This is a genomic window from Amylibacter sp. IMCC11727, from assembly GCF_029854195.1.
GTDB lineage: Bacteria > Pseudomonadota > Alphaproteobacteria > Rhodobacterales > Rhodobacteraceae > Amylibacter.
In genome coordinates this window covers 78,040-96,923 of record NZ_CP122960.1, presented here as the reverse complement: position 1 = coordinate 96,923, position 18,884 = coordinate 78,040, and the positions used below count along the sequence as shown (strand labels likewise).

At 52.1% G+C, this 18,884-nt stretch carries 21 protein-coding genes; 10 read left to right on the top strand and 11 right to left on the bottom strand.

All coding sequences use genetic code 11. From position 1 onward, the window contains the following. Nucleotides 1–19 precede the first annotated feature (19 nt). From QBD29_RS00585 to QBD29_RS00565, 5 genes are all read right to left on the bottom strand, one after another. Nucleotides 20–1,309 carry a TRAM domain-containing protein gene (locus QBD29_RS00585; RefSeq protein WP_347936072.1) on the bottom strand — a complete coding sequence of 430 codons (1,290 nt, stop codon included), beginning with the start codon at nt 1,307–1,309 and terminating at the stop codon, nt 20–22. Continuing rightward, complete coding sequence (locus tag QBD29_RS00580; protein WP_280099401.1) at nt 1,243–1,824, bottom strand: LysE family translocator; 582 nt, start codon at nt 1,822–1,824, stop codon at nt 1,243–1,245. Before QBD29_RS00580 ends, QBD29_RS00585 begins: the two co-directional genes overlap by 67 nt. Next, on the bottom strand, nt 1,817–2,971 hold the full coding sequence (locus QBD29_RS00575; protein WP_280099400.1) for a CCA tRNA nucleotidyltransferase: 1,155 nt from the start codon (nt 2,969–2,971) through the stop codon (nt 1,817–1,819). The genes QBD29_RS00580 and QBD29_RS00575 overlap by 8 nt, the downstream gene beginning before the upstream one ends. Next, nucleotides 2,955–3,515: a CoA pyrophosphatase gene (locus QBD29_RS00570; protein ID WP_280101000.1), complete on the bottom strand. Its 561-nt coding sequence runs from the start codon at nt 3,513–3,515 to the stop codon at nt 2,955–2,957. The genes QBD29_RS00575 and QBD29_RS00570 overlap by 17 nt, the downstream gene beginning before the upstream one ends. Nucleotides 3,516–3,588: 73 nt before the next feature. Continuing rightward, nucleotides 3,589–4,581, bottom strand: coding sequence for an Hsp33 family molecular chaperone HslO (locus QBD29_RS00565; protein WP_280099399.1), 993 nt, complete (start codon nt 4,579–4,581; stop codon nt 3,589–3,591). Between the two features lie 53 nt (nt 4,582–4,634). On the opposite strand from QBD29_RS00565, the gene QBD29_RS00560 reads away from it, so the two are divergent. Further along, nucleotides 4,635–5,114, top strand: a complete 480-nt coding sequence (locus QBD29_RS00560) for an NUDIX hydrolase (RefSeq protein ID WP_280099398.1) — start codon at nt 4,635–4,637, stop codon at nt 5,112–5,114. A 1-nt stretch (nt 5,115) separates the two neighbouring features. Here QBD29_RS00560 and QBD29_RS00555 read toward each other — a convergent pair whose 3' ends face one another. Further along, nucleotides 5,116–6,405, bottom strand: coding sequence for a SpoIIE family protein phosphatase (locus QBD29_RS00555; RefSeq protein WP_280099397.1), 1,290 nt, complete (start codon nt 6,403–6,405; stop codon nt 5,116–5,118). A 148-nt stretch (nt 6,406–6,553) separates the two neighbouring features. Here QBD29_RS00555 and QBD29_RS00550 point away from each other — a divergent pair, with 148 nt between their 5' ends. Further along, nucleotides 6,554–6,898 carry an Hpt domain-containing protein gene (locus QBD29_RS00550; RefSeq protein ID WP_280099396.1) on the top strand — a complete coding sequence of 115 codons (345 nt, stop codon included), beginning with the start codon at nt 6,554–6,556 and terminating at the stop codon, nt 6,896–6,898. Nucleotides 6,899–6,907: 9 nt separating this feature from the next. On the opposite strand, the gene QBD29_RS00545 is transcribed toward QBD29_RS00550, so the two are convergent. Beyond that, nucleotides 6,908–7,684, bottom strand: a complete 777-nt coding sequence (locus QBD29_RS00545; protein ID WP_280099395.1) for an alpha/beta fold hydrolase — start codon at nt 7,682–7,684, stop codon at nt 6,908–6,910. Nucleotides 7,685–7,807: 123 nt separating this feature from the next. On the opposite strand from QBD29_RS00545, the gene QBD29_RS00540 reads away from it, so the two are divergent. From QBD29_RS00540 to QBD29_RS00530, 3 genes are all read left to right on the top strand, one after another. Next, entirely contained in the window at nt 7,808–9,031 is a 1,224-nt protein-coding gene (locus QBD29_RS00540) for an argininosuccinate synthase (protein ID WP_280099394.1), read from the top strand. Nucleotides 9,032–9,300: 269 nt separating this feature from the next. Beyond that, nucleotides 9,301–10,185: a hypothetical protein gene (locus tag QBD29_RS00535; RefSeq protein ID WP_280099393.1), complete on the top strand. Its 885-nt coding sequence runs from the start codon at nt 9,301–9,303 to the stop codon at nt 10,183–10,185. 49 nt (nt 10,186–10,234) lie between these two features. Further along, entirely contained in the window at nt 10,235–10,993 is a 759-nt protein-coding gene (locus QBD29_RS00530; RefSeq protein ID WP_280099392.1) for an OmpA family protein, read from the top strand. Here QBD29_RS00530 and QBD29_RS00525 read toward each other — a convergent pair. After that, nucleotides 10,990–11,700 (bottom strand): HAD family hydrolase, encoded by a 711-nt coding sequence (locus tag QBD29_RS00525; RefSeq protein WP_280100999.1) that lies wholly within the window; start codon nt 11,698–11,700, stop codon nt 10,990–10,992. The genes QBD29_RS00530 and QBD29_RS00525 overlap by 4 nt on opposite strands. 105 nt (nt 11,701–11,805) lie before the next feature. Between QBD29_RS00525 and msrA the strand changes: the two genes are divergently transcribed. After that, on the top strand, nt 11,806–12,453 hold the full coding sequence (msrA, locus tag QBD29_RS00520; protein WP_280099391.1) for a peptide-methionine (S)-S-oxide reductase MsrA: 648 nt from the start codon (nt 11,806–11,808) through the stop codon (nt 12,451–12,453). Here the strand turns inward: msrA and QBD29_RS00515 are convergent. Further along, nucleotides 12,450–12,734, bottom strand: coding sequence for a YggT family protein (locus tag QBD29_RS00515; RefSeq protein ID WP_280099390.1), 285 nt, complete (start codon nt 12,732–12,734; stop codon nt 12,450–12,452). The two genes, msrA and QBD29_RS00515, sit on opposite strands and share 4 nt — an antisense overlap. 292 nt (nt 12,735–13,026) lie before the next feature. Here QBD29_RS00515 and QBD29_RS00510 point away from each other — a divergent pair, with 292 nt between their 5' ends. Continuing rightward, nucleotides 13,027–14,364, top strand: a complete 1,338-nt coding sequence (locus tag QBD29_RS00510) for an MFS transporter (RefSeq protein ID WP_280099389.1) — start codon at nt 13,027–13,029, stop codon at nt 14,362–14,364. 12 nt (nt 14,365–14,376) lie between these two features. Beyond that, nucleotides 14,377–15,333 carry a penicillin-insensitive murein endopeptidase gene (gene mepA / locus QBD29_RS00505; protein WP_280099388.1) on the top strand — a complete coding sequence of 319 codons (957 nt, stop codon included), beginning with the start codon at nt 14,377–14,379 and terminating at the stop codon, nt 15,331–15,333. Here mepA and paaI read toward each other — a convergent pair whose 3' ends face one another. Beyond that, a complete protein-coding gene (paaI, locus tag QBD29_RS00500) occupies nt 15,334–15,765 on the bottom strand; it encodes a hydroxyphenylacetyl-CoA thioesterase PaaI (protein WP_280099387.1) in 432 nt (143 codons plus the stop codon). A gap of 65 nt (nt 15,766–15,830) precedes the next feature. On the opposite strand from paaI, the gene QBD29_RS00495 reads away from it, so the two are divergent. Beyond that, the gene (locus tag QBD29_RS00495) at nt 15,831–17,018 is read left to right on the top strand and encodes a cytochrome P450 (protein WP_280099386.1); all 1,188 of its coding nucleotides are present in this window, start codon (nt 15,831–15,833) and stop codon (nt 17,016–17,018) included. On the opposite strand, the gene QBD29_RS00490 is transcribed toward QBD29_RS00495, so the two are convergent. Further along, on the bottom strand, nt 17,015–17,824 hold the full coding sequence (locus QBD29_RS00490; RefSeq protein ID WP_280099385.1) for a TIGR00730 family Rossman fold protein: 810 nt from the start codon (nt 17,822–17,824) through the stop codon (nt 17,015–17,017). The genes QBD29_RS00495 and QBD29_RS00490 overlap by 4 nt on opposite strands. Before the next feature lie 95 nt (nt 17,825–17,919). On the opposite strand from QBD29_RS00490, the gene QBD29_RS00485 reads away from it, so the two are divergent. Continuing rightward, nucleotides 17,920–18,840: a threonine/serine dehydratase gene (locus QBD29_RS00485; protein ID WP_280099384.1), complete on the top strand. Its 921-nt coding sequence runs from the start codon at nt 17,920–17,922 to the stop codon at nt 18,838–18,840. Nucleotides 18,841–18,884: the final 44 nt, after the last annotated feature.

The following is an 18,884-nucleotide window of genomic DNA, read 5'->3' as shown; positions in this document are numbered from 1 at the left end:
TGTTGGTTTGCTGCCAGACTTAATTGCGGGTGAATTGCGCGACGAGTTCGCAGTGTTCAGACCATAAAAACTGATCCACGGTTTGCACCCAATCGAGCGTGTAACCGCCATCCACCAAAACCCGCGCATCCCGTGCAAAGGTGGCTGGATTGCACGACACAAAGGCGATGGTTTTCACTTCAGACGCGGCCAATTGCTCCGTCTGTGCTTTTGCACCAGCGCGGGGTGGATCGATGACCACCGCATCAAACGGGTTCAATTCGTCAGGGCGCATCGGATTGCGAAACAGGTCGCGCGGCGCGGTGGTGACTTTTTTCAAACCGGTTGCAACGCGCCAGCCTTTATCAAGCGCGGCGAGCATTTCGCGATCTGATTCAAATGCTGCAACCTCGGCTATTTTGGCCAAGGGCAGGGAAAACGTGCCACAGCCGGAAAACAAATCCGCCACAGATTTCGCTTGCCCGACAATAGACATCACAGTGTCCACAAGGGCGATTTCCCCTTCTTTCGTGGCCTGCAAGAAAGACCCATTTGGCGGTGTCACCAATGCCTCGCCAAACCGATGTTGTGCGGGTTCCCGTTCCAACACAATTTCGCCGTTCCAGAACACACGCGATAACCCGTGATCGTGGGTAATTTTCACCACGTGTGCTTGAATTTGAGGAGTGAGCGGCAAAGCATTGTCGACGCTCACATCCAGCCCACCAATGCTCGCTGTGGCGGCGATGCGAATTTCGCTCTTGCGCGAAGCTGCGATTTGCACCAGCGCCTTTAACCCGTCAAACCCTTCTGAAATATCAGGGTGCAACAACGTGCAGTGCGTAATCGGAATAATCTGAGCCGTACCGCGGGCATGAAATCCCAGAAACGCGCTGGCCTTTGTCCGCTTCCCCGTAAACACCGCGCGGCGACGCGATTGGGGTGGCGATGTAATTGTATCGCGCAATTCGGTTTCCAGCCCGTGTTGAGCCAAAGCGGTGCGCACCAAATTCCGTTTCCAATCGGCCAGAAACGCCGGATCAATATGTTGCGTCGCGCAGCCACCACAGGTTTTGAAATGCGAACAAGGTGCTTTGACGCGCAGGGCCACAGGTTCCAAAATACGCGGCTTTGCGATGCGGCCGTCTTCGATGTCTCCTTCCACCCGTTCGCCTGGAACAGAAAAAGGAACAAACACGTCCTGCCCATTGTGGCTGGCAATGCCATCCCCTTTGGACCCCAGTTTTTCGATCAAAAGCTCTGTCATAAGAACACCAATATCGCGGATAGAGCGAGCAGTATCGCCATCACGCACCGAAAGTAAAACCATCGTGTTTCGTTGTTTAACAAGGCCGCCAACAGCGCCCCTGAATAGGTCCAAAACACGCAGACGAACAGGTTTACGCTGGAAAACCCAGCCGCAATCCGTATCGCTTCCCCCATGGGGGTCAGGCCGATGGAATACCCAGAGGCGGCCGCCAAGGCAACGGCCCAGATTTTTGGATTGACCCACTGAAACACCGCGGCTTCGAAAAATGTCATTGGGCGTTCTATGGCTTTTTGCGACGCGGATTTTCTGGGGAAAAGCATTCGATAAGCCATCCACAAAATCCACGCGGCCGAAATGCACTGTAGGGTGAACCGCAACTGTGGTTGAGACAGGATCAGCGCACCGATGCCCAATCCGCAAACACCCCCGATAATCCCTGTACCGATGACAACGCCCACCAGATGTGGCCATGTGGCCCGCGCTCCAAACCGTGCGCCGCTGCTGGTTAACATGATGACATTGGGCCCAGGGCTCGCCAGCCCCGCAATTAGAAACGCAATCAGTGGGCTAAACATCTGCCAACAACGCGTCTTTGGAAAGGGCAAAGCCCGACGCAACCCACGCCTGTTCCAGCCGTTTCAACGTGTCGCCAATGTCTTTGCCGACCAGCGTGTTGGGCAAGTCGCTGGCGCGAACTGGAAACTGGGCCTGTGTTCCCTTGGCAATGTCATCCAACACCCCATGTGCAGGGGGTGTTTCAAGGCTGGCTGCCATGATCAGCGCCACATCAAGCGCGGTTTCCGCACCAAAATAATAGGCCGTTGCCGCCGCGCCCAAGCCGCGATCACTGGCGGTGTGAAACGCTGCAATCCGTTTTGTTTCCACATTCGACAGCCGCAGGTGCTTCGCATGATCCTCACCACCTAAAACGATCAATCGTCGCTGCCAATCGGGTTCGCTCGACACTGTGGATTCCAGATGGGTCAATGGTCCAAGGCCCCGCGCAGAACTGCCCGGAAGTATTTGATTAAGTACGCCAGAATGCTCCATCGCGGCCACCGTGCGCAATGGATCGGGCGCTGACAAAATCTTGCGCATTTCTGCACCGATCCGTTCTTTTGAAATCAGGCTCAGCCCATCCACATTCTGTGCAATGGCCGCCATCGCTTCGGGGTCCATGCCCTCATCCTGATCCGCATACCACGCGTGAAAGCGAAAATATCGAAGGATGCGCAGGTAATCTTCGCGAATGCGATCCTGCGCATTGGCAATAAACCGCACCTTGCGTGCCTGAAGATCGTCCAGACCATTCAGCGGATCAATGATCTGTCCTGCACCATCCGCATAAAGTGCATTCATCGTGAAATCGCGCCGCATCGCATCGTCGTTGATGTCTTTGGAAAACGCAACGACTGCACGGCGGCCGTGGGTTTCCACATCTTTGCGAAAGCTGGTGATTTCAAAGGATTGCCTGCCGATCATCACCGTGATTGTACCGTGATCGAGCCCTGTTGGTATAAACTTTAACCTCTCTCGTTTGCAGAGACCAATTACATCATCAGGGGTCGCCGACGTGGACATATCCAGATCAGCCACCGCTCGATCCATCAACGCGTTGCGCACGCATCCCCCCACAAACAATAGCTGATGGCCGCTCTGTTCAAACGCGGCAAACAGGCGTTGCACAGTGTCCGTAAATATCCAATCAGCGGTGAGTTTCATGAGAATGTTCTACGCGATCTGCGAACATGCGCAACATGCGTGCCGTGGCACCCCAAATGTAATAAGGGCCAAATGGCACGACGTAATACCGACGGGGCTTGCCCATCCATACGCGTCCTTCAATGAAATAGTTGGCTGGGTCCAACACATGTTTCAAGGGGACGTGAAACACTTCTTCCACCTCACCTGGATCGGACATCGGTGCAAAGTCATGATCCACGCGGGCCACGATGGGCTGCACCTCGAACCCTGTCACTGTGCGGTGCAACGGCAAAGTGCCGAGCTGTTCGCATTGCGCACGGCGCAGTCCGATCTCTTCCTCGGCCTCGCGAAAGGCGGCGTGTTCCACGCTTTGATCGGTGGCATCCACCTTGCCGCCTGGAAAGGCAATTTGCCCTGGATGATGTTTCAAATGCGCAGCGCGGCGGGTTAAAATCACCCGCAGCCCTGTCGCATGTTCTAAAATCGGCACCATCACCGCCGCAGGTTTATAGCGGGATCGTTCCAACGGTTTATCCGCATTCAGATCAAAATCCGAAGACATCACATTTCCAAACCCGCCTTGCGTGGCCCGTTTAATTTGGTCCAGCGAAACGGAATTTTGGGGATGCGCGGTGTTACCCGTCATTTTGCGCGTCTTTGCCCAGCGTGCTCGGCTCTAATTCGTAATGTGCCCCGCAGAACTGGCAATCGGCGGTGACCATGCCTTGTTCTGTCGTCATCTTAGCAATGTCTTTGGCGGAATAGATCGACATGGTGTTGCGCACTTTGTCTTCGCCGCAAGTGCAGCCAAACTCGATGGGTTGTGCGGGAAAAACCCGTGGGATTTCTTGGTGGAACAAACGGCGCAACAGCTGTTCTTGACCCACATGCGGACCGATCATTTCGATCTCTTCTGCGGACTCCATCAGAATGGTTGCACGGTTCCAGTTTTCGGCATCTTCTTCGGACACCAAATCTTGGGCTTGCAGCAAACCGCCCTCGCCCGTGCCGCCATCATCCATCAAAGGGGATGCTTTTGGCATGTGCTGAATCATGATGCCGCCAGCCCGCCAATTGTTCTGACCGTCTGGTGCCGTTTCTTGGGCGGCGATGGTTTTGAACTGGGTTGGCAATTGCTCTGACTGGGCGAAATAGGTTTCAGCACATTTTGATAGTGATCCACCCGCCAAAGGCGTGATTCCTTGATACGGCGTCGTGCCTTCGCCTTGGTCGATCAGAATGGCGAACATGCCTTTGCCGATCAAATCGAATCCAGCCTGATCGCTTTGGGCAATCGCGTCGGCATCAAAGCTGGCATAGGCGCGAATGCGGGCTGGCTCTGCTTCGGATTTTGGTGCGAAGTAATCGGTGGCAATAATGCGCAATGGGCCGTTGCCCCGAATTTGCAATGACAGTTTCCAACGCAGACTGATGGTTTGACCAATCAGCGCCGTCAAAAGCGCCGCTTCGGCCACCTGTGCTGACACTGTCAGGGGGTAATTGTGTTGGCTCAATATGGTGTCGAGTGTAGTGTCCAAACGGGCCACACGGCCCCGCACATCCACGGCATCCAATTGGAACGGAAGGATTGTGTCATCCCAGCGTTTGTTTGTTTGATCTGATTGCATTCGCCTAACCCTTGTTAAGCTGTCGAAATAGTGGTGTTTTGACCGAAGTGCAAATGCTAGCCCAGAGATGGGCGCTGGAACGGAGTAATGCGGCGATGCGGCGGTTTGGAGACCCCATCTTAACAGGGCAAAAATATGTGCGTCGTCCCGGTGCGTATGCCATCATTTCTGGCGGTGGTGATCTGTTGCTGACCTTGCAAGATGGGGATGAGTTAGAACTGCAATTGCCAGGCGGCGGTATTGATCCCGGTGAAACGCCAGTGCGTGCGTTGCACCGCGAAGTGTTCGAAGAAACGGGATATCACATCGCCAATGTTTGCCGTCTTGGGACCTATCAGCGGTACACGTTTATGCCCGAATATGACCTTTGGGCGCATAAGATTTGCCATATCTACACCTGCACACCAACGCTCAAGAAATCAGAGCCGTTGGAGCCAGAGCATTCGGTTGTTTGGATGGATCCGACATCGGCGCTCAACATGTTATCGAACAGAGGGGATCGCCATTTCTTACGGCAATGGGTTGGACCCTAATTCAAGGTTTTTTACCCTCTGGATGGAAATCAAACAGTATGCCGGACACATCATCATCAAAAGGGCGCTGTTCAGCAAAAGAGGTCAGTTCCCACACCAAATCGCTGATCAATTCTGGGCCATCGCTGGTTGCGTTGGCTTGCAAAAAACGGTCAAGCCCATCCTCGTCCAACAACTCCCCCTTGGTGTTTTGACACTCTGTCACGCCATCGGAATAGAGAAACAATCGATCCCCTGCTTTCATCTGAAATTCAAAGGTTTCAAATTCCAAATCTGGCATTAGCCCAATGGGCGGGCCACCATCGCCAATGAATTTTACACCGTCCTTAGCGTTGAATAATACGGGATGCGGATGGCCTGCCTGAACCATGCTAACGGACCCGTCCCGTAAGTTCACGTCAGCATAAGCCAAAGTGAAATACAGTTCAGTTTCCATCTCTTCGACCATCATCAAATTCAAATGTTCGGCCATGTCGGCAGGTTCACGCAAAAAGAATTCACCGTTTTCAAACCGTTCAAATGCAAGGTTCTGTTCTTTGTTGTGCGGGCTTAAATATCCCGCCAAGCGCGCGGTCAGCAGGGCCGATGAAATGCCGTGGCCTGACACATCGATGGAATAAATGCCCAAATGATCTTCTGAAAAGGAAAAAAACCCAACCAAATCCCCCCCAACATGAGAGCTGGATTGAAACAGCAATGATACCTCACCCTTGGGCAGCCTGTGGTGGCGTGTTGGGATCAAAGAGTGTTGAAGTTTCGAAGCCTCCACCAAATCTTTTTTTAATTCCCCGTAAACGGTTTGCAGTTCTTGCAAGGCGCTGGCGACCGTTTCGTTCTGGTCGATCATTTTCTGTTCCATGTCGAGCACCCGAGTTCCCGCACGAATTCGCGCCTTTAATTCGGCTGAATTGACGGGTTTGGACAGAAAATCATCCGCGCCTATGTCCAATCCTTGCGCCACGTCATTGGTTTCATTTTTGGACGTCAGCAAAATGAAATATCCGTAACGATCACGTTCCAGTTTTCGAAATTCACAGCAAAATTCCAACCCGTCCATTTCTGGCATGATCCAATCGCTGATCACCAAATCAATGTCCTGCGATTTACAGATGTTGAGTGCTTCGACGCCGCTGGCCGCTTCGATTACGGTAAAACCCCATTTTTTTAGGTTGAGCGAAACGATCCGCCGTTGCAATTTGCTGTCGTCAACCACAAGCACACGCAACTGCCCCGCAATGGCCCGTGACGCGGACAGCGAGGTTGTATTCTGAAAATCTTCTATATGTGCCAAAGCCCACCTACGGATTGTTCTGTCCTGACAGTGGCCTGCAACATTTAATTTTTAATGAAATTGAGCAGCTTGAGCCGCTTCCCATAACGAAATGTTAGCTGAATTACCCCACCCTAATGGAGATGGGATCAATACGGTGAATGGGAAAATGATAAATTGGCAGCAAATCAAACAGTTAGAAGAAGACGTTGGTGCAGAAGACTTGGCCGAAGTCGTCACACTGTTCTTGGCAGAGGTGGACGAAGCCATTGAAGAATTGGATGCGGTCACGCAAAAAGGTCCGTCTGAAATCGCAAATGCCCTACATTTCCTGAAAGGCAGTGCATTTAACCTTGGATTTCAGCGGTTTGGAGAGTTTTGTTCAGAAAGAGAGGCGCTCGCGCATTCTGGGGAAACAGGCTCTATACTATCTACCGAAGTCGAAGAATTGTATTTGGCGTCAAAAGAACAATTCCTTGCCAATGTGTCCGATCACTGCTCGGTCCAGCTCTGATTTTGGAAACTATCTCGCCAAATATTCACCTAAAATTTTCATAAATTCGCGCGGTTTATCGGCATGAAGCCAGTGGCCAGCCCCTGTGATTGTTTTCAAGGTTGCGTGTGGAAACAGCCGCAAAACCTCTTCTCGGCTTTCAGTCCCGACATAATCAGATGCGCCGCCCCGAATGAACAGCGTATCTTTTGAAAATGAACCGTCCAGCGTGGGAAACCCAATCACGGCATTCATATTGGATTTCAAGGCGTCTAGATTCAAAAGCCAGCGCAATTCACCATCTTCCAACTCCAGGCTTTGAGCAAAAAAACCCGCCAATGCTGGATCATTGGTTGCGGTTTCTAAAGCGTCTTGCGCTGTCGATCTGCGATCGTGTTTGGACAGGTCCAAGGATTGCATCGCCGCGATACTGTCGTTTTGGCTGTGGGCATATCCCACGGGCGCTATATCCGCCACGATCAAGCGTGCAACCTTATCTGGATTTTGCACTGCCAGTACCATGGCGGCCTTACCACCCATTGAATGGCCCATCACATCTGCCCTGCCGCCAAGGTGATCAATCACACGCGCCAGATCATCGGCCAATGCTTGATAGCTGTTATCAGCATCCCAAAAGCTGTGCCCGTGATTGCGCAAATCTACCGTCACGACCCAGCGATCCCGTGACAAATGCCGCCCAATTGCCCGCCAATTGCGCCCAGATCCAAACAGCCCATGCACCAGCACCAACGGTGTGCCAGTTTCCGCGCCATAGGACGCCATATTCAACAACGGATGCTTGCTCATCGGACCCTCTTTTCCCGTGCTCGAATCTCATATCTGCCACGGGCGCGAAACAATGGCCACTTGTCGCGCATCAAAAAACGCAATACACGCCCGACAACCCACACTCTAATGGAGATTTTCGCTATGGCCGCGCCCAAAAAAGTAGTTCTCGCGTATTCAGGTGGTTTGGACACATCCATCATCCTGAAATGGCTGCAAACGGAATACGGTTGCGAAGTGGTAACGTTTACTGCGGATCTGGGCCAAGGTGAAGAATTGGAACCAGCGCGCAAAAAAGCAGAGATGTTGGGCATCAAGTCAGAAAATATCTTTATCGAAGACGTGCGCGAAGAATTTGTTCGTGACTTTGTGTTCCCAATGTTCCGTGCCAATGCGGTGTATGAAGGCTTGTATCTTTTGGGCACATCCATCGCGCGGCCGTTGATTTCAAAGCGTTTGGTGGAAATCGCGGCAGAAACAAATGCGGATGCGGTGTCTCATGGGGCAACGGGCAAGGGCAACGATCAGGTTCGGTTTGAATTGTCTGCCTATGCGCTGAACCCAGACATCAAAGTGATTGCCCCATGGCGGGAATGGGATTTGCAAAGCCGCACAAAACTTTTGGCCTTTGCCGAAGAAAACCAGATCCCCATCGCCAAAGACAAACGTGGCGAAGCACCGTTTTCTGTGGATGCGAATCTGTTGCACACCTCGTCCGAGGGTAAAGTATTGGAGGATCCAGCCGTCGAAGCACCCGATTACGTGTATCAACGCACGGTGAACCCAGAAGACGCGCCAAACGAGCCAGAATTCGTAGAAATCACCTACAAAAAAGGTGATCCCGTTGCATTGAACGGTGTTGCAAAATCTCCTGCGGAAATGCTGACAGAGTTGAACGCGCTAGGCGGTAAACACGGCGTTGGTCGTCTTGATCTGGTCGAAGGTCGTTATGTGGGTATGAAATCACGCGGTGTGTACGAAACACCAGGCGGAACTATCATGCTCGAAGCGCACCGTGGCATTGAATCCATCACGCTGGATCGCGGCGCGGCGCACCTGAAAGACGAACTGATGCCACGATATGCTGAGCTGATCTACAATGGTTATTGGTTCAGCCCTGAACGCGAAATGCTGCAAGCGATGATCGATCATTCCCAAACTCATGTGAACGGTGTGGTGAAGGTGAAGCTTTACAAAGGCTCTGTTCAAACCGTTGCGCGCTGGTCCGATGACACGTTGTATTCTGAACAGCACGTCACATTTGAAGATGACGCAGGCGCATACGATCAGGCGGATGCAGCTGGCTTTATCAAAATCAACGCATTGCGGCTCAAATTGCTGGCGGCGCGGGATAAACGCTCCAAATAACCGAGTCTTCCGTGCCACAGGCAACCGATCCGTTCTAATCCACGCTTTGTGGCGCGTTGACGCGTGGGTTAAACGTGCTTATCTTTCCAAACATCAAATAGCGGCAATAGATCGCTAAAATACCAAAGGCAAACTACAGGCGGATATCAGGCGGTATTTTTCAAATCACTTCTGTGTGCGTGCGAAACGGACGATGAAGTTTGAAACCTGCTTTCCAAATATGCGCAATGATTGCCTTGTTAGGGGTTGGAAAGCGGAGTCTATGAGTTGTGAGTAACGAATACGAACAACAGCACGGTCAAATCGAAGAAGGTTTTGACTATGACGCAGATCAGAATGAAGAGCATTCCGATAAGCCGTCTTCTGGATTGATCCGCGCAGGTATTTTCGGCGTTATCGTGTTTTTGGCAATTGTTGGCATGGCAAGTGTCATCAATAATTGGTTCCGTGGATCATCGGATGCAGATGAAAAACTGGCCGTAATCGAAGCGGAGTCAAAAGCGTCTGACGGTGTTTCACCCTATAAGAAACTGGAAAAAAGCTGGGTTGATACCCGCGCACTTCTGGAAGCTGAGTTTCAGAACAAACGCACACTAGTTGCCAGTGTAGTCGATACCGAAAAGCAGATCGAAGCTGCAAAACAAAAAGTGGTGAAGTCCGAAAACGCGCTCACGGTTGCGAATGAGGCTGTTGAAACTGCAAAACAAGAGCTTGCGGAAGTTGCCAAGCAGATCAGCGAGCTCGAAGATAACACCCCCCAAGAAGCATTCGAAGATGCGCAATTGATCGCGAGCGAAGCATCAGAAGCTGCCGCCGCTGCTCAGCGAGAATTTGAGCAGGCCAAAGCCGAGCAAAACCGCATTGAAGCAACCGTTGCAGAGCTGCGCCGCGCCGTTTCTGCCGCCGAAGCTGCGGCAAACGCTTCACGTTTGCTTGTGTCTGCCGCCGATGCCGCAAAACAGGCTGTCACAGAAAACCAAGACGTCATGTCAGAGGCTGATGGACCTGCGTTAACCAACCTTGAAAACAACTTTTTCAAAGATGCGGAATCCCAAGCCGTAAATATGGAACGATCTGCCAAGGCAGCTCAACAGGCCGTCGAATTGGCCGAATTGCGTCTTGATGCCCTGAAACGCGAAGAAGAAAAATTTTAAAAAAGCATTTGCCACAGCCAACTCACGCGAAACCGAAGCAAAGGCCGCGTTGCGTGAAATTGAAAAGCAAGTCGAAGCCCATCTGACCAAGATGCAAAAGGCGCAGCAGGAAAATGAAACGGCGCAAACCCGATTGCGCGTTGCGGAACGCCAGGCCGCCGAGAAAGCCGAAGCGTTGAAAGTGGTAACACGGGATGTCGCGGTCGCGGAAGGCAAGCTCGACACCACCAAAAAATCAATCGAAGCGGCTGAAAATACGCTCGAAATCGTGCAAGCCAAGTTTCAGGAGACCGAGACAGAGCTGAAAAAGATGCACCGCGCCCGATCTGAAAAGAATGCGGTTTCAATGGCGGCCTTGAACGCGTCGCTCAACGAAAAACTCCGCGATCAGCTGAGCGGTGCTGCACCAGATCACCCCATCTTTGACCGTTTGGTGTTCTCTTCGGCTGAACTGTTTGCCCAAGGGTCTGCCACACTTCAACAAAGCGGTAAGGACATTTTGTTAAAGGTCGTTCCAGTCTTGCAAGACGTCATTGCCGAACTCCCTGAAGATGTGGATTGGGTGCTGCGCGTTGACGGCCATACGGACAATCAACCGATCAGTGGCGCCGGCAAATACAAAGACAATTGGGAGCTTTCACAGGCACGCGCACTCTCTGTGGTGCGGTTCTTGGTCAATTCGACCGATCTGCAACCGCAGAACATGTCCGCAAACGGGTATGGTGAATATCAACCGTTAACCACTGGTGAGAGCCCAGCATCCCTTGCCAAAAACCGCCGTATCGAACTGACTTTGGCCGCGCGTTAAAGCGCGGTCTTTTGCTCTGCCATCTGGTCGTACAGGCGTTTTGCGTTTTGATAAACGTCCGCAAGTTCAGGCGCCACAGGTGGCAATTCTGACTCTGGCCCAGCAAACCCAGAACTGTTCCACACCGCACCGTACCAATGTGGTGCCCACACGCCGTCTTGCGTATTGCCACCCTGTGGCCAAGACAGCATCTTTTCTTCGAAGGGAATGTCCACCGCTGCGCAAATTTTCTGCAACATGGATGCAGGGTCTTGGCGGATATCTGCGCTGTCTACAATCAACGGTGAACGCCCCGTTTCACTCGTCACCAGATTGATCAATTCCATCTGCTGTTCAAACCCGATATCGCGCAACGTTGGGTTTTCCCGTTTGACGGCATAACTGGCTAAAACTCGGGCGGGGTGGCGGATCAGAAACACGTTTGTTTGCTGCAATATCCAATCGCGCCGAAACTCGGGGATCATGTGCTGTGTCATGTGTTTTTGATAAAACACGGGCCGTCCTTGTGGCCCTACAGACAGGCATTTTTCAATTACGACCTCTGCATCGGTGTCCCCATTTGCCATGATATCTTCGCCCATGGGATGGGACAGCCCCGTCTTTGCCAGATACGCCGCATAAAAAGGTTCATCCCACACTTCACAATCACTGCGCTGGGCAAAAGCATACATCATGGCCGTCGATAGATTGCGCGGACCAGACCACATGGACAGGCGCAACGGTGCGGTTGTGTTCACGAAAACCCTCACTGTGATGTTATTTGTAGTTGATCACGATTCATACAATCACTGCCCTGACCTGCAAGGAGCAAGATGATGAAACGTACAATCAGAAATTTGATGACAGCAGCGGCGGTTCTGTTGGCCACAGGCCAAGCCAGTTTCGCCGACACGCAAGTGGCCATTTTTGCAGGGGGCTGCTTCTGGTGCGTTGAATCGGATTTTGAATCTGTACCGGGCGTCATAAATGCGGAATCAGGCTATATCGGTGGAGCAGCGAAAACGGCCAAATATAAAACCGTATCAAAAGGTGGCACAGGCCATTACGAGGCTGTGCGCATCGTGTTTGATCCCGCGAAAATCAGTTATTCTGCGTTGCTGCACAAGTTTTGGCGTACGGTGGACCCAACCGATGCAGGTGGGCAATTCTGCGATCGCGGTGACAGTTATCGCACAGCTGTGTTCACCACATCAGGTCAGCAAAAGGCGATTGCGCAAGAGTCCAAATCCATGGCGCAATCGGATCTTGGACAAACGATTGTCACGCCCATTGTGGCGGCTAGCACGTTTTACCCCGCCGAAGATTTTCACCAAGATTACTACAAGAGCAGCAAAAAGGTGTTGACCCGCTTTGGGTTGGTGCAACGGAAAACCGCGTATAAAAAGTACCGCCAAGCCTGTGGTCGTGATGCCCGTGTCAAAGAATTGTGGGGCAGTGCAGCAGGGCGGCTCGGCTCCTAGGCGTTGGCCATTTGCACGGCAAGTTGCTGCAAGAAGATGATCGCGATAATCACCACCAGCGGTGAAAAATCCAACCCACCTGTGTTTGGCAGCACGCGTCGAATAGGACCATACAGCGGCTCTAACAATCGGTTCAGCCCAAAGTAAACCTGCGCCACAATCGGTTGTTGCAGGTTCAAAACCTGAAAGTTCACAAGCCACCCGATTATGATGTGCGCAAGAACGATCCACCATGCAATGTTCAACAACGCAAGCAGTGCCACACCAAAAGCTGAAATCATCTTCGCGATCCTTTGTATCCGTTTCACCTGACCTAATATCACGGTGCAGCCAAGACAAGAGCCGACAACAATACCCTAGGTAGTATAACTCATGGCAAAACGCGATAATCCTTGCACGTGCGCCTCGAAATAGGTTCTATCAATCCAACAACGCGCTAAAAATCTTTGATCGGCTAAGGACACGTATTAACGCCATACGTTTCTCTATGGTTTGGTGATAGGGGGATGCTTGCATCTTGCTCACCTTGATCGGCTCAGATTAAAAAAGCAGAACGCTATGAGGGGAATATCTGTGGCTTCCACAACAAACCGCAAATCAATTTGGGGGTGGTATTTCTATGACTGGGCCTCCCAACCGTATAACACCCTTCTAATCACCTTCATCTTTGCCCCTTATTTCACCTCTGCTGTGGCTGAAAACAGTGTCGAAGGTCAGGCCATGTGGGCCCGAATGACATGGATGACGGGGATGTTTTTGGCGGTGGCTTCCCCCATTTTTGGGGCCATCGCAGACAGTGCAGGCCCCCGCAAACCGTGGATTTTTGTGTTTTCCGTCATGTACGTGGTTGGTGCCGCTTATTTGTGGAACGCTGTGCCTGGATCATCAAATATTGTTATGATTTTGTTGTTCTTTGCAATCGGAATGGCGGGTATGGAGCTCTCCCAAACCTTTGTAAATTCCATGCTTCCAACGCTCGCACCGCGATCTGAAATCGGCAAAATCTCTGGATCAGGTTGGGCCTTTGGGTATGCAGGTGGCGTTATCGCGTTGTTTCTCATGCTGCTGTTCTTTGCAGAGAGTGAGGAAACAGGATTAACTCTGATTGGAATATCCCCCCTGTTGGGGCTGGATGCCGAGGCCCGCGAAGGCACGCGCTTTGTCAGTATCCTAACCGCGGTATGGTTCGTCGTGTTCATGATCCCGTTTTTCTTTTGGGTCAAAGACGAAACCCGCAGATCAAACGTGGGCGAAGCAGTGGGTAAAGGTTTGTCCGAGCTTTTAGAAACGCTCGGAAATCTACCTAACAATCGCAGCCTGATGATCTATCTTGGATCATCCATGTTTTACCGTGATGCACTGATTGGCCTTTATGCGTTCGGCGGTATCTACGCCAGCGGCGTGATGGGCTGGACGCTTATCAACATTGGGATCTTTGGAATCATTTCAGCAATCACGGGTGCCATTTTTTGTTACATCGGTGGGTTTGTGGATCAGGCAATTGGCCCCAAACGCGTGATCGCAATTTCTGTTTCTGTTCTTATTCTTGTCAGCATCTTGATCGTTGGATTGTCCCGCGAGGCCATTTTTGGCATGCCAGTGGCAGAAGGCAGTAACCTACCAAATATAATGTTCTTTATTGCGGGTGCTTGTATCGGTGCCGCAGGGGGTGTTCTTCAGGCGTCCAGCAGAACCTTTATGGTGGACCAAGCCGACCCAGAGCGCATGACCGAAGCATACGGGCTTTATGCAATGACGGGCAAAGCAACGGCTTTCCTTGCGCCTGGTCTCATCGACTTGGCCACTTCATTAAGCGGAAGTCAGCGGGTTGGTGTGTCTCCTGTGATTGGGCTCTTTGCGATTGGGTTAATCCTGCTATTCTGGGTGCGTTCTTCGAAGGAATATCGTTAAGGGGATTTAAAGATGCGGTTTCACAGCCTGATTTTTACGGCACTTTTTGCGGCGATCGGTGCCACTGGTGCGCTGCGTGCGGATACAAATACTAAAACATCATCGGACAACACCCTCGTTCGAAAATCCACACAAAGCACCAAAGCCAATCAGCTGTTTGGGGCCAAAGCCAAAGCATCCCGCCAAAAACCTGCCGCCATTGGCACATATGCCAAAGGCTGCCTTGCGGGGGGTGCGCAGCTTCCTGAATCGGGCCCAACATGGCAGGCCATGCGCCTGAGCCGAAATCGCAACTGGGGTCATCCAGAGATGATCCAATTCCTCAAAGACCTGAGCGCCAAGGCTGCAAAACAACCAGGTTGGGCGGGATTGTACATTGGGGATATTTCCCAACCCCGCGGCGGGCCAATGTTGTCTGGGCATCAGTCTCATCAAATGGGGTTGGACGCGGACATCTGGCTTTATGTGCCAAAACGGTTGAACCTGTCACGCGCCGAACGGGAACGCCTGTCTTCCACCAATGTGCGTGCCAAAAGCCAGCGCACAGTCAACAGCAATTGGACCCAACAACACGCAAATATCCTCAAGGCGGCGGCTCAGGATCCGCGTGTGGACCGTATTTTTATCACGGCCCCAGCCAAGGTGTGGCTGTGTGAGAACACTCGTGGCAACCGCAAGTGGCTGCAAAAAATTCGCCCGTTGTATGGCCACAACACGCATTTTCACGTGCGTATGAAATGCCCCAAAGGGTTTCGTGGTTGCGTCACGCAAAAGCCAACGGTGGCACAACTGTCCAAAGGTGGCGACGGTTGCGATTCAACGCTTGAATGGTGGGTCACGGATTACCTAAATCCACCGAAGGTAAAGCCAACAAAAAAGCCAAAGCCGAAAAAGAAGAAACGCGGCGCAAGACAATACACAATGGCCGATCTTCCACGTCAGTGTCAGGGTGTGCTCGCAAGCAATTGATTATTCGGGGAAATTTTGCCCCTTAATTGTGCGTGAACACCCGCGAAACGATGCGATCAAAACGCCATCTTGGTTCGTGACATCCACGTCGTAAATGCCGTTGCGACCTGTTTTGCTGACCTCTTTGGCGGTTGCGGTCAGCGTGTCCCCCAACTGCCCCGCAGCCACAAACGTAATCGTATTGTGCTGTGCAACTGTCGCTTGGTTATAGCTGTTGCAGGCAAAGGCAAAGGTGCTGTCTGCCAGCGTGAATATAAAGCCTCCATGACAAATATCATGACCGTTACAGTGGTGCGACTCTACCGCCATTTGCATTTGGGCCACGCCTTTGCCAACTGACAGCAGTTCAATTCCCAAATATTTGGATGCGCGATCGTTGGCCCACATGGCATCTGCACTGCGCTCCGCTCTGTCTTGGTCTGAAAGTGTCATGGTATCCCTGTCAATTCGTTTCAAAAAACATTGCAATGCCCCCTGCGTGGGGTCAATGTTTTGCAATGGATTTCTTACTGACCGACTTGCCCGAAGGGTTTCACGACAACCCCTATCCCACCTATGCGGCACTGCGTGAAACTGCGCCCGTTCATGCGCAACCAGACGGGACGTTTGTCATCTCGCGTCATGCGGATTTGGATATGATCTATCGCGATACGACGCGGTTTGTTTCGGACAAGAAAAAGGTGTTCAAACCAAAATACGGCGATAGTCCGCTGTTTGAACATCACACCACATCGCTGGTGTTTAACGATCCACCGCTGCACACACGCGTGCGATCCATCATGGTTGGCGCAATGAATCCGCGCGCCATTGCCAACATGGAACCAGGGCTGGTTGCGCAAGTGGATGCGCTGTTGGATGCCATGCAAGATCAAAACGAAGTTGATCTGATTTCCGCTTTTGCGGGGGCCATTCCAATCGGGGTGATCGGCAACTTGTTTGACATGCCGATAGAAGAACGCGGCCCGTTGCGCGATTGGTCACTGGCCATTCTTGGCGCGTTGGAACCCGCCTTGACGCAAGAACAAATGGATGAAGGCAACCATGCCGTTCAGGAGTTCAAAGCCTATCTCAAAGATCTTGTGGCACGGCGTGCCAAAAACCCTGGTGACCCCGAAACGGATGTGCTGACGCGTTTGATGCAGTCCGAAGACGGTCAGCTGACCGAAGTTGAGTTGCTGCAAAACTGCATTTTCATCCTGAACGCAGGACATGAAACCACCACAAACCTGATCGGCAATGCCCTGGCCCTGTTGGATGCAGACGCCTCTGCGAAACAGGCGCTGACGGAACAGCCGGCGTTGCTGAACACCGCAGTGGATGAATTTCTGCGCATGGAAAGCCCGAACCAATTTGGCAATCGTCTGACCACGGAACCGATGGAGTTGCATGGCGTTCACATTCCAAAAGGAACGGATTTGCACCTGTGTATCGGGGCAGCGAACCGCGATGCAGACCGTTTCGAAAATCCAGATAAATTAATGTTGGATCGCCGTCCCAACAAACACCTTGCCTTTGCGGGTGGGCCGCACACCTGTGTTGGCCTCAGCCTTGCACGGATGGAAGGGCGCGTGGCTGTGGGGCGGTTTTTAAACCGCTTTCCAAACTATCGTTTGTTGGATGGGGCAAGGCGGGGCAATCGCATCCGTTTTCGCGGATATTCACAATTGCCCGTAGCTTTGGATTAGGCGTCTACTGCCTCGATAATTTCGATGGCTTGTTGCGCGGTTTCCACGAATTTGAACAATTCGATGTCTTCTGCGGAAATCGTACCCGCATCCGCCAGCGTTTCCCAGTTGATGATGGAACGCCAGAATTTTTCACCGAACAGGATCACAGGCATCCGTTCCATGCGGCCTGTCTGAATCAAGGTCAGCGTTTCAAACAGTTCGTCCAAAGTACCAAACCCACCGGGGAACACAGTGATCGCCTTGGCCCGCATCAGAAAATGAATTTTCCGCGTCGCAAAGTAGTGGAAGTTAAAACACAGTTCTGGGGTGCAATATTCGTTCGGTGCTTGCTCGTGAGGTAACACAATGTTCAATGCGATGGACGCGCCACCAGCCTCAGCAGCGCCACGGTTGCCTGCTTCCATCACACCTGGACCGCCGCCCGTAACAACCACGTTTTCATGGCCATAGGATTCCATGCTTTTCACAGTCATCAAACGTGCAAATTCACGGGCTTCTTCATAGTATTTGGACAAGTCAGCCAGCGTTTTAGTCCGTGCTTCATCCTTTTTTGCGGGTTCGGGGATTCGCGCGCCGCCAAACATAACAATCGTGCTTTCGATGCCCCGCTCGGCCATAATCAGTTCGGGTTTCAACATCTCGAGCTGAATACGTGTGGCACGCAGTTCGTCGCGGCACATGAAATCGTCATCGGTAAAGGCCAGTCGATACGCCGGAGACCGAGTCTGCGCTGTGTCAGGCACGCCTGCTGCTTTTTTGATGTCTTCTTCTGCGTTTGGAAATGTGCGTTGTTTGCGTGCCATCTGATCTAATGCCTTTGCTCTTGTGCCGTCGCACCATTGGGTGCAGCTTGTTGGTTTAACGCGGTTGTAGCAGACAAATCAGCACGAGGGCAAAGATGGATTGGACACAGGAAATAACGAAGGCGGCAACGCGGTTAGAAGGCCACACCGTACGCACGCCTGTTTTATCCTTTGATGGGTTTGGGCTTGGTTATCCGATTGAAATGAAGCTGGAGCAGATGCAGCGCACGGGCAGCTTTAAGGCACGCGGCGCATTTAACACTTTGTTGTCGAGCGATGTGCCAAATGCTGGTCTTGTTGCTGCGTCAGGGGGCAATCATGGTGCTGCGGTTGCCTATGCTGCGAAAAAGCTGGGCCATAAGGCCAAGATTTTTGTGCCTGAATTTGCGGGCCCTGCCAAAATCGGCCTGATCAAACGGTCTGGTGCAGATTTGACGGTGGTTCAGGGTGAATACGCCAATGCGTTACAGGATGCACAAGCCTATGAGGCCAAAACAGGGGCGATGCAGGTGCATGCTTTTGATGCGGTTCCAACAGTTGCAGGCCAAGGCACGTTGACTCGAGAATGGGAAGAGCAGGGATTGGAAGCGGATACCATTCTGATTGCCGTTGGCGGTGGCGGCTTGATCGCTGGGGCAATGGCATGGCTTGGTAATCGCCGAAAAATCGTTGCGGTAGAGCCAGAAAAGGCCCCTACATTACACACTGCGCTCGCACGCAAAGCCCCTGTAGACGTCGAAGTTGGCGGTGTGGCAGCAAATGCCTTGGGTGCGCGGAAAGTTGGGCAAATCTGCTATGACTTGGCTGTGGAAACGGGCACGGAATGTGTGACTGTTACGGATGATGCTATCACCAAAGCACAGGTCGCGCTTTGGCAAGAATGTCGCCAATTGGTTGAACCCGCAGGGGCCACCGCGCTCACTGCATTAATGAGCGGTGCCTATAAACCCGCACCAGATGAACGTGTTGCAGTGCTTGTCTGTGGCGGCAACTTGTCCGACGATCCGTTTGGGTGATTGTGCGCATACCGTGAAACCGTTATAGCGCAGGTAAATTTAGA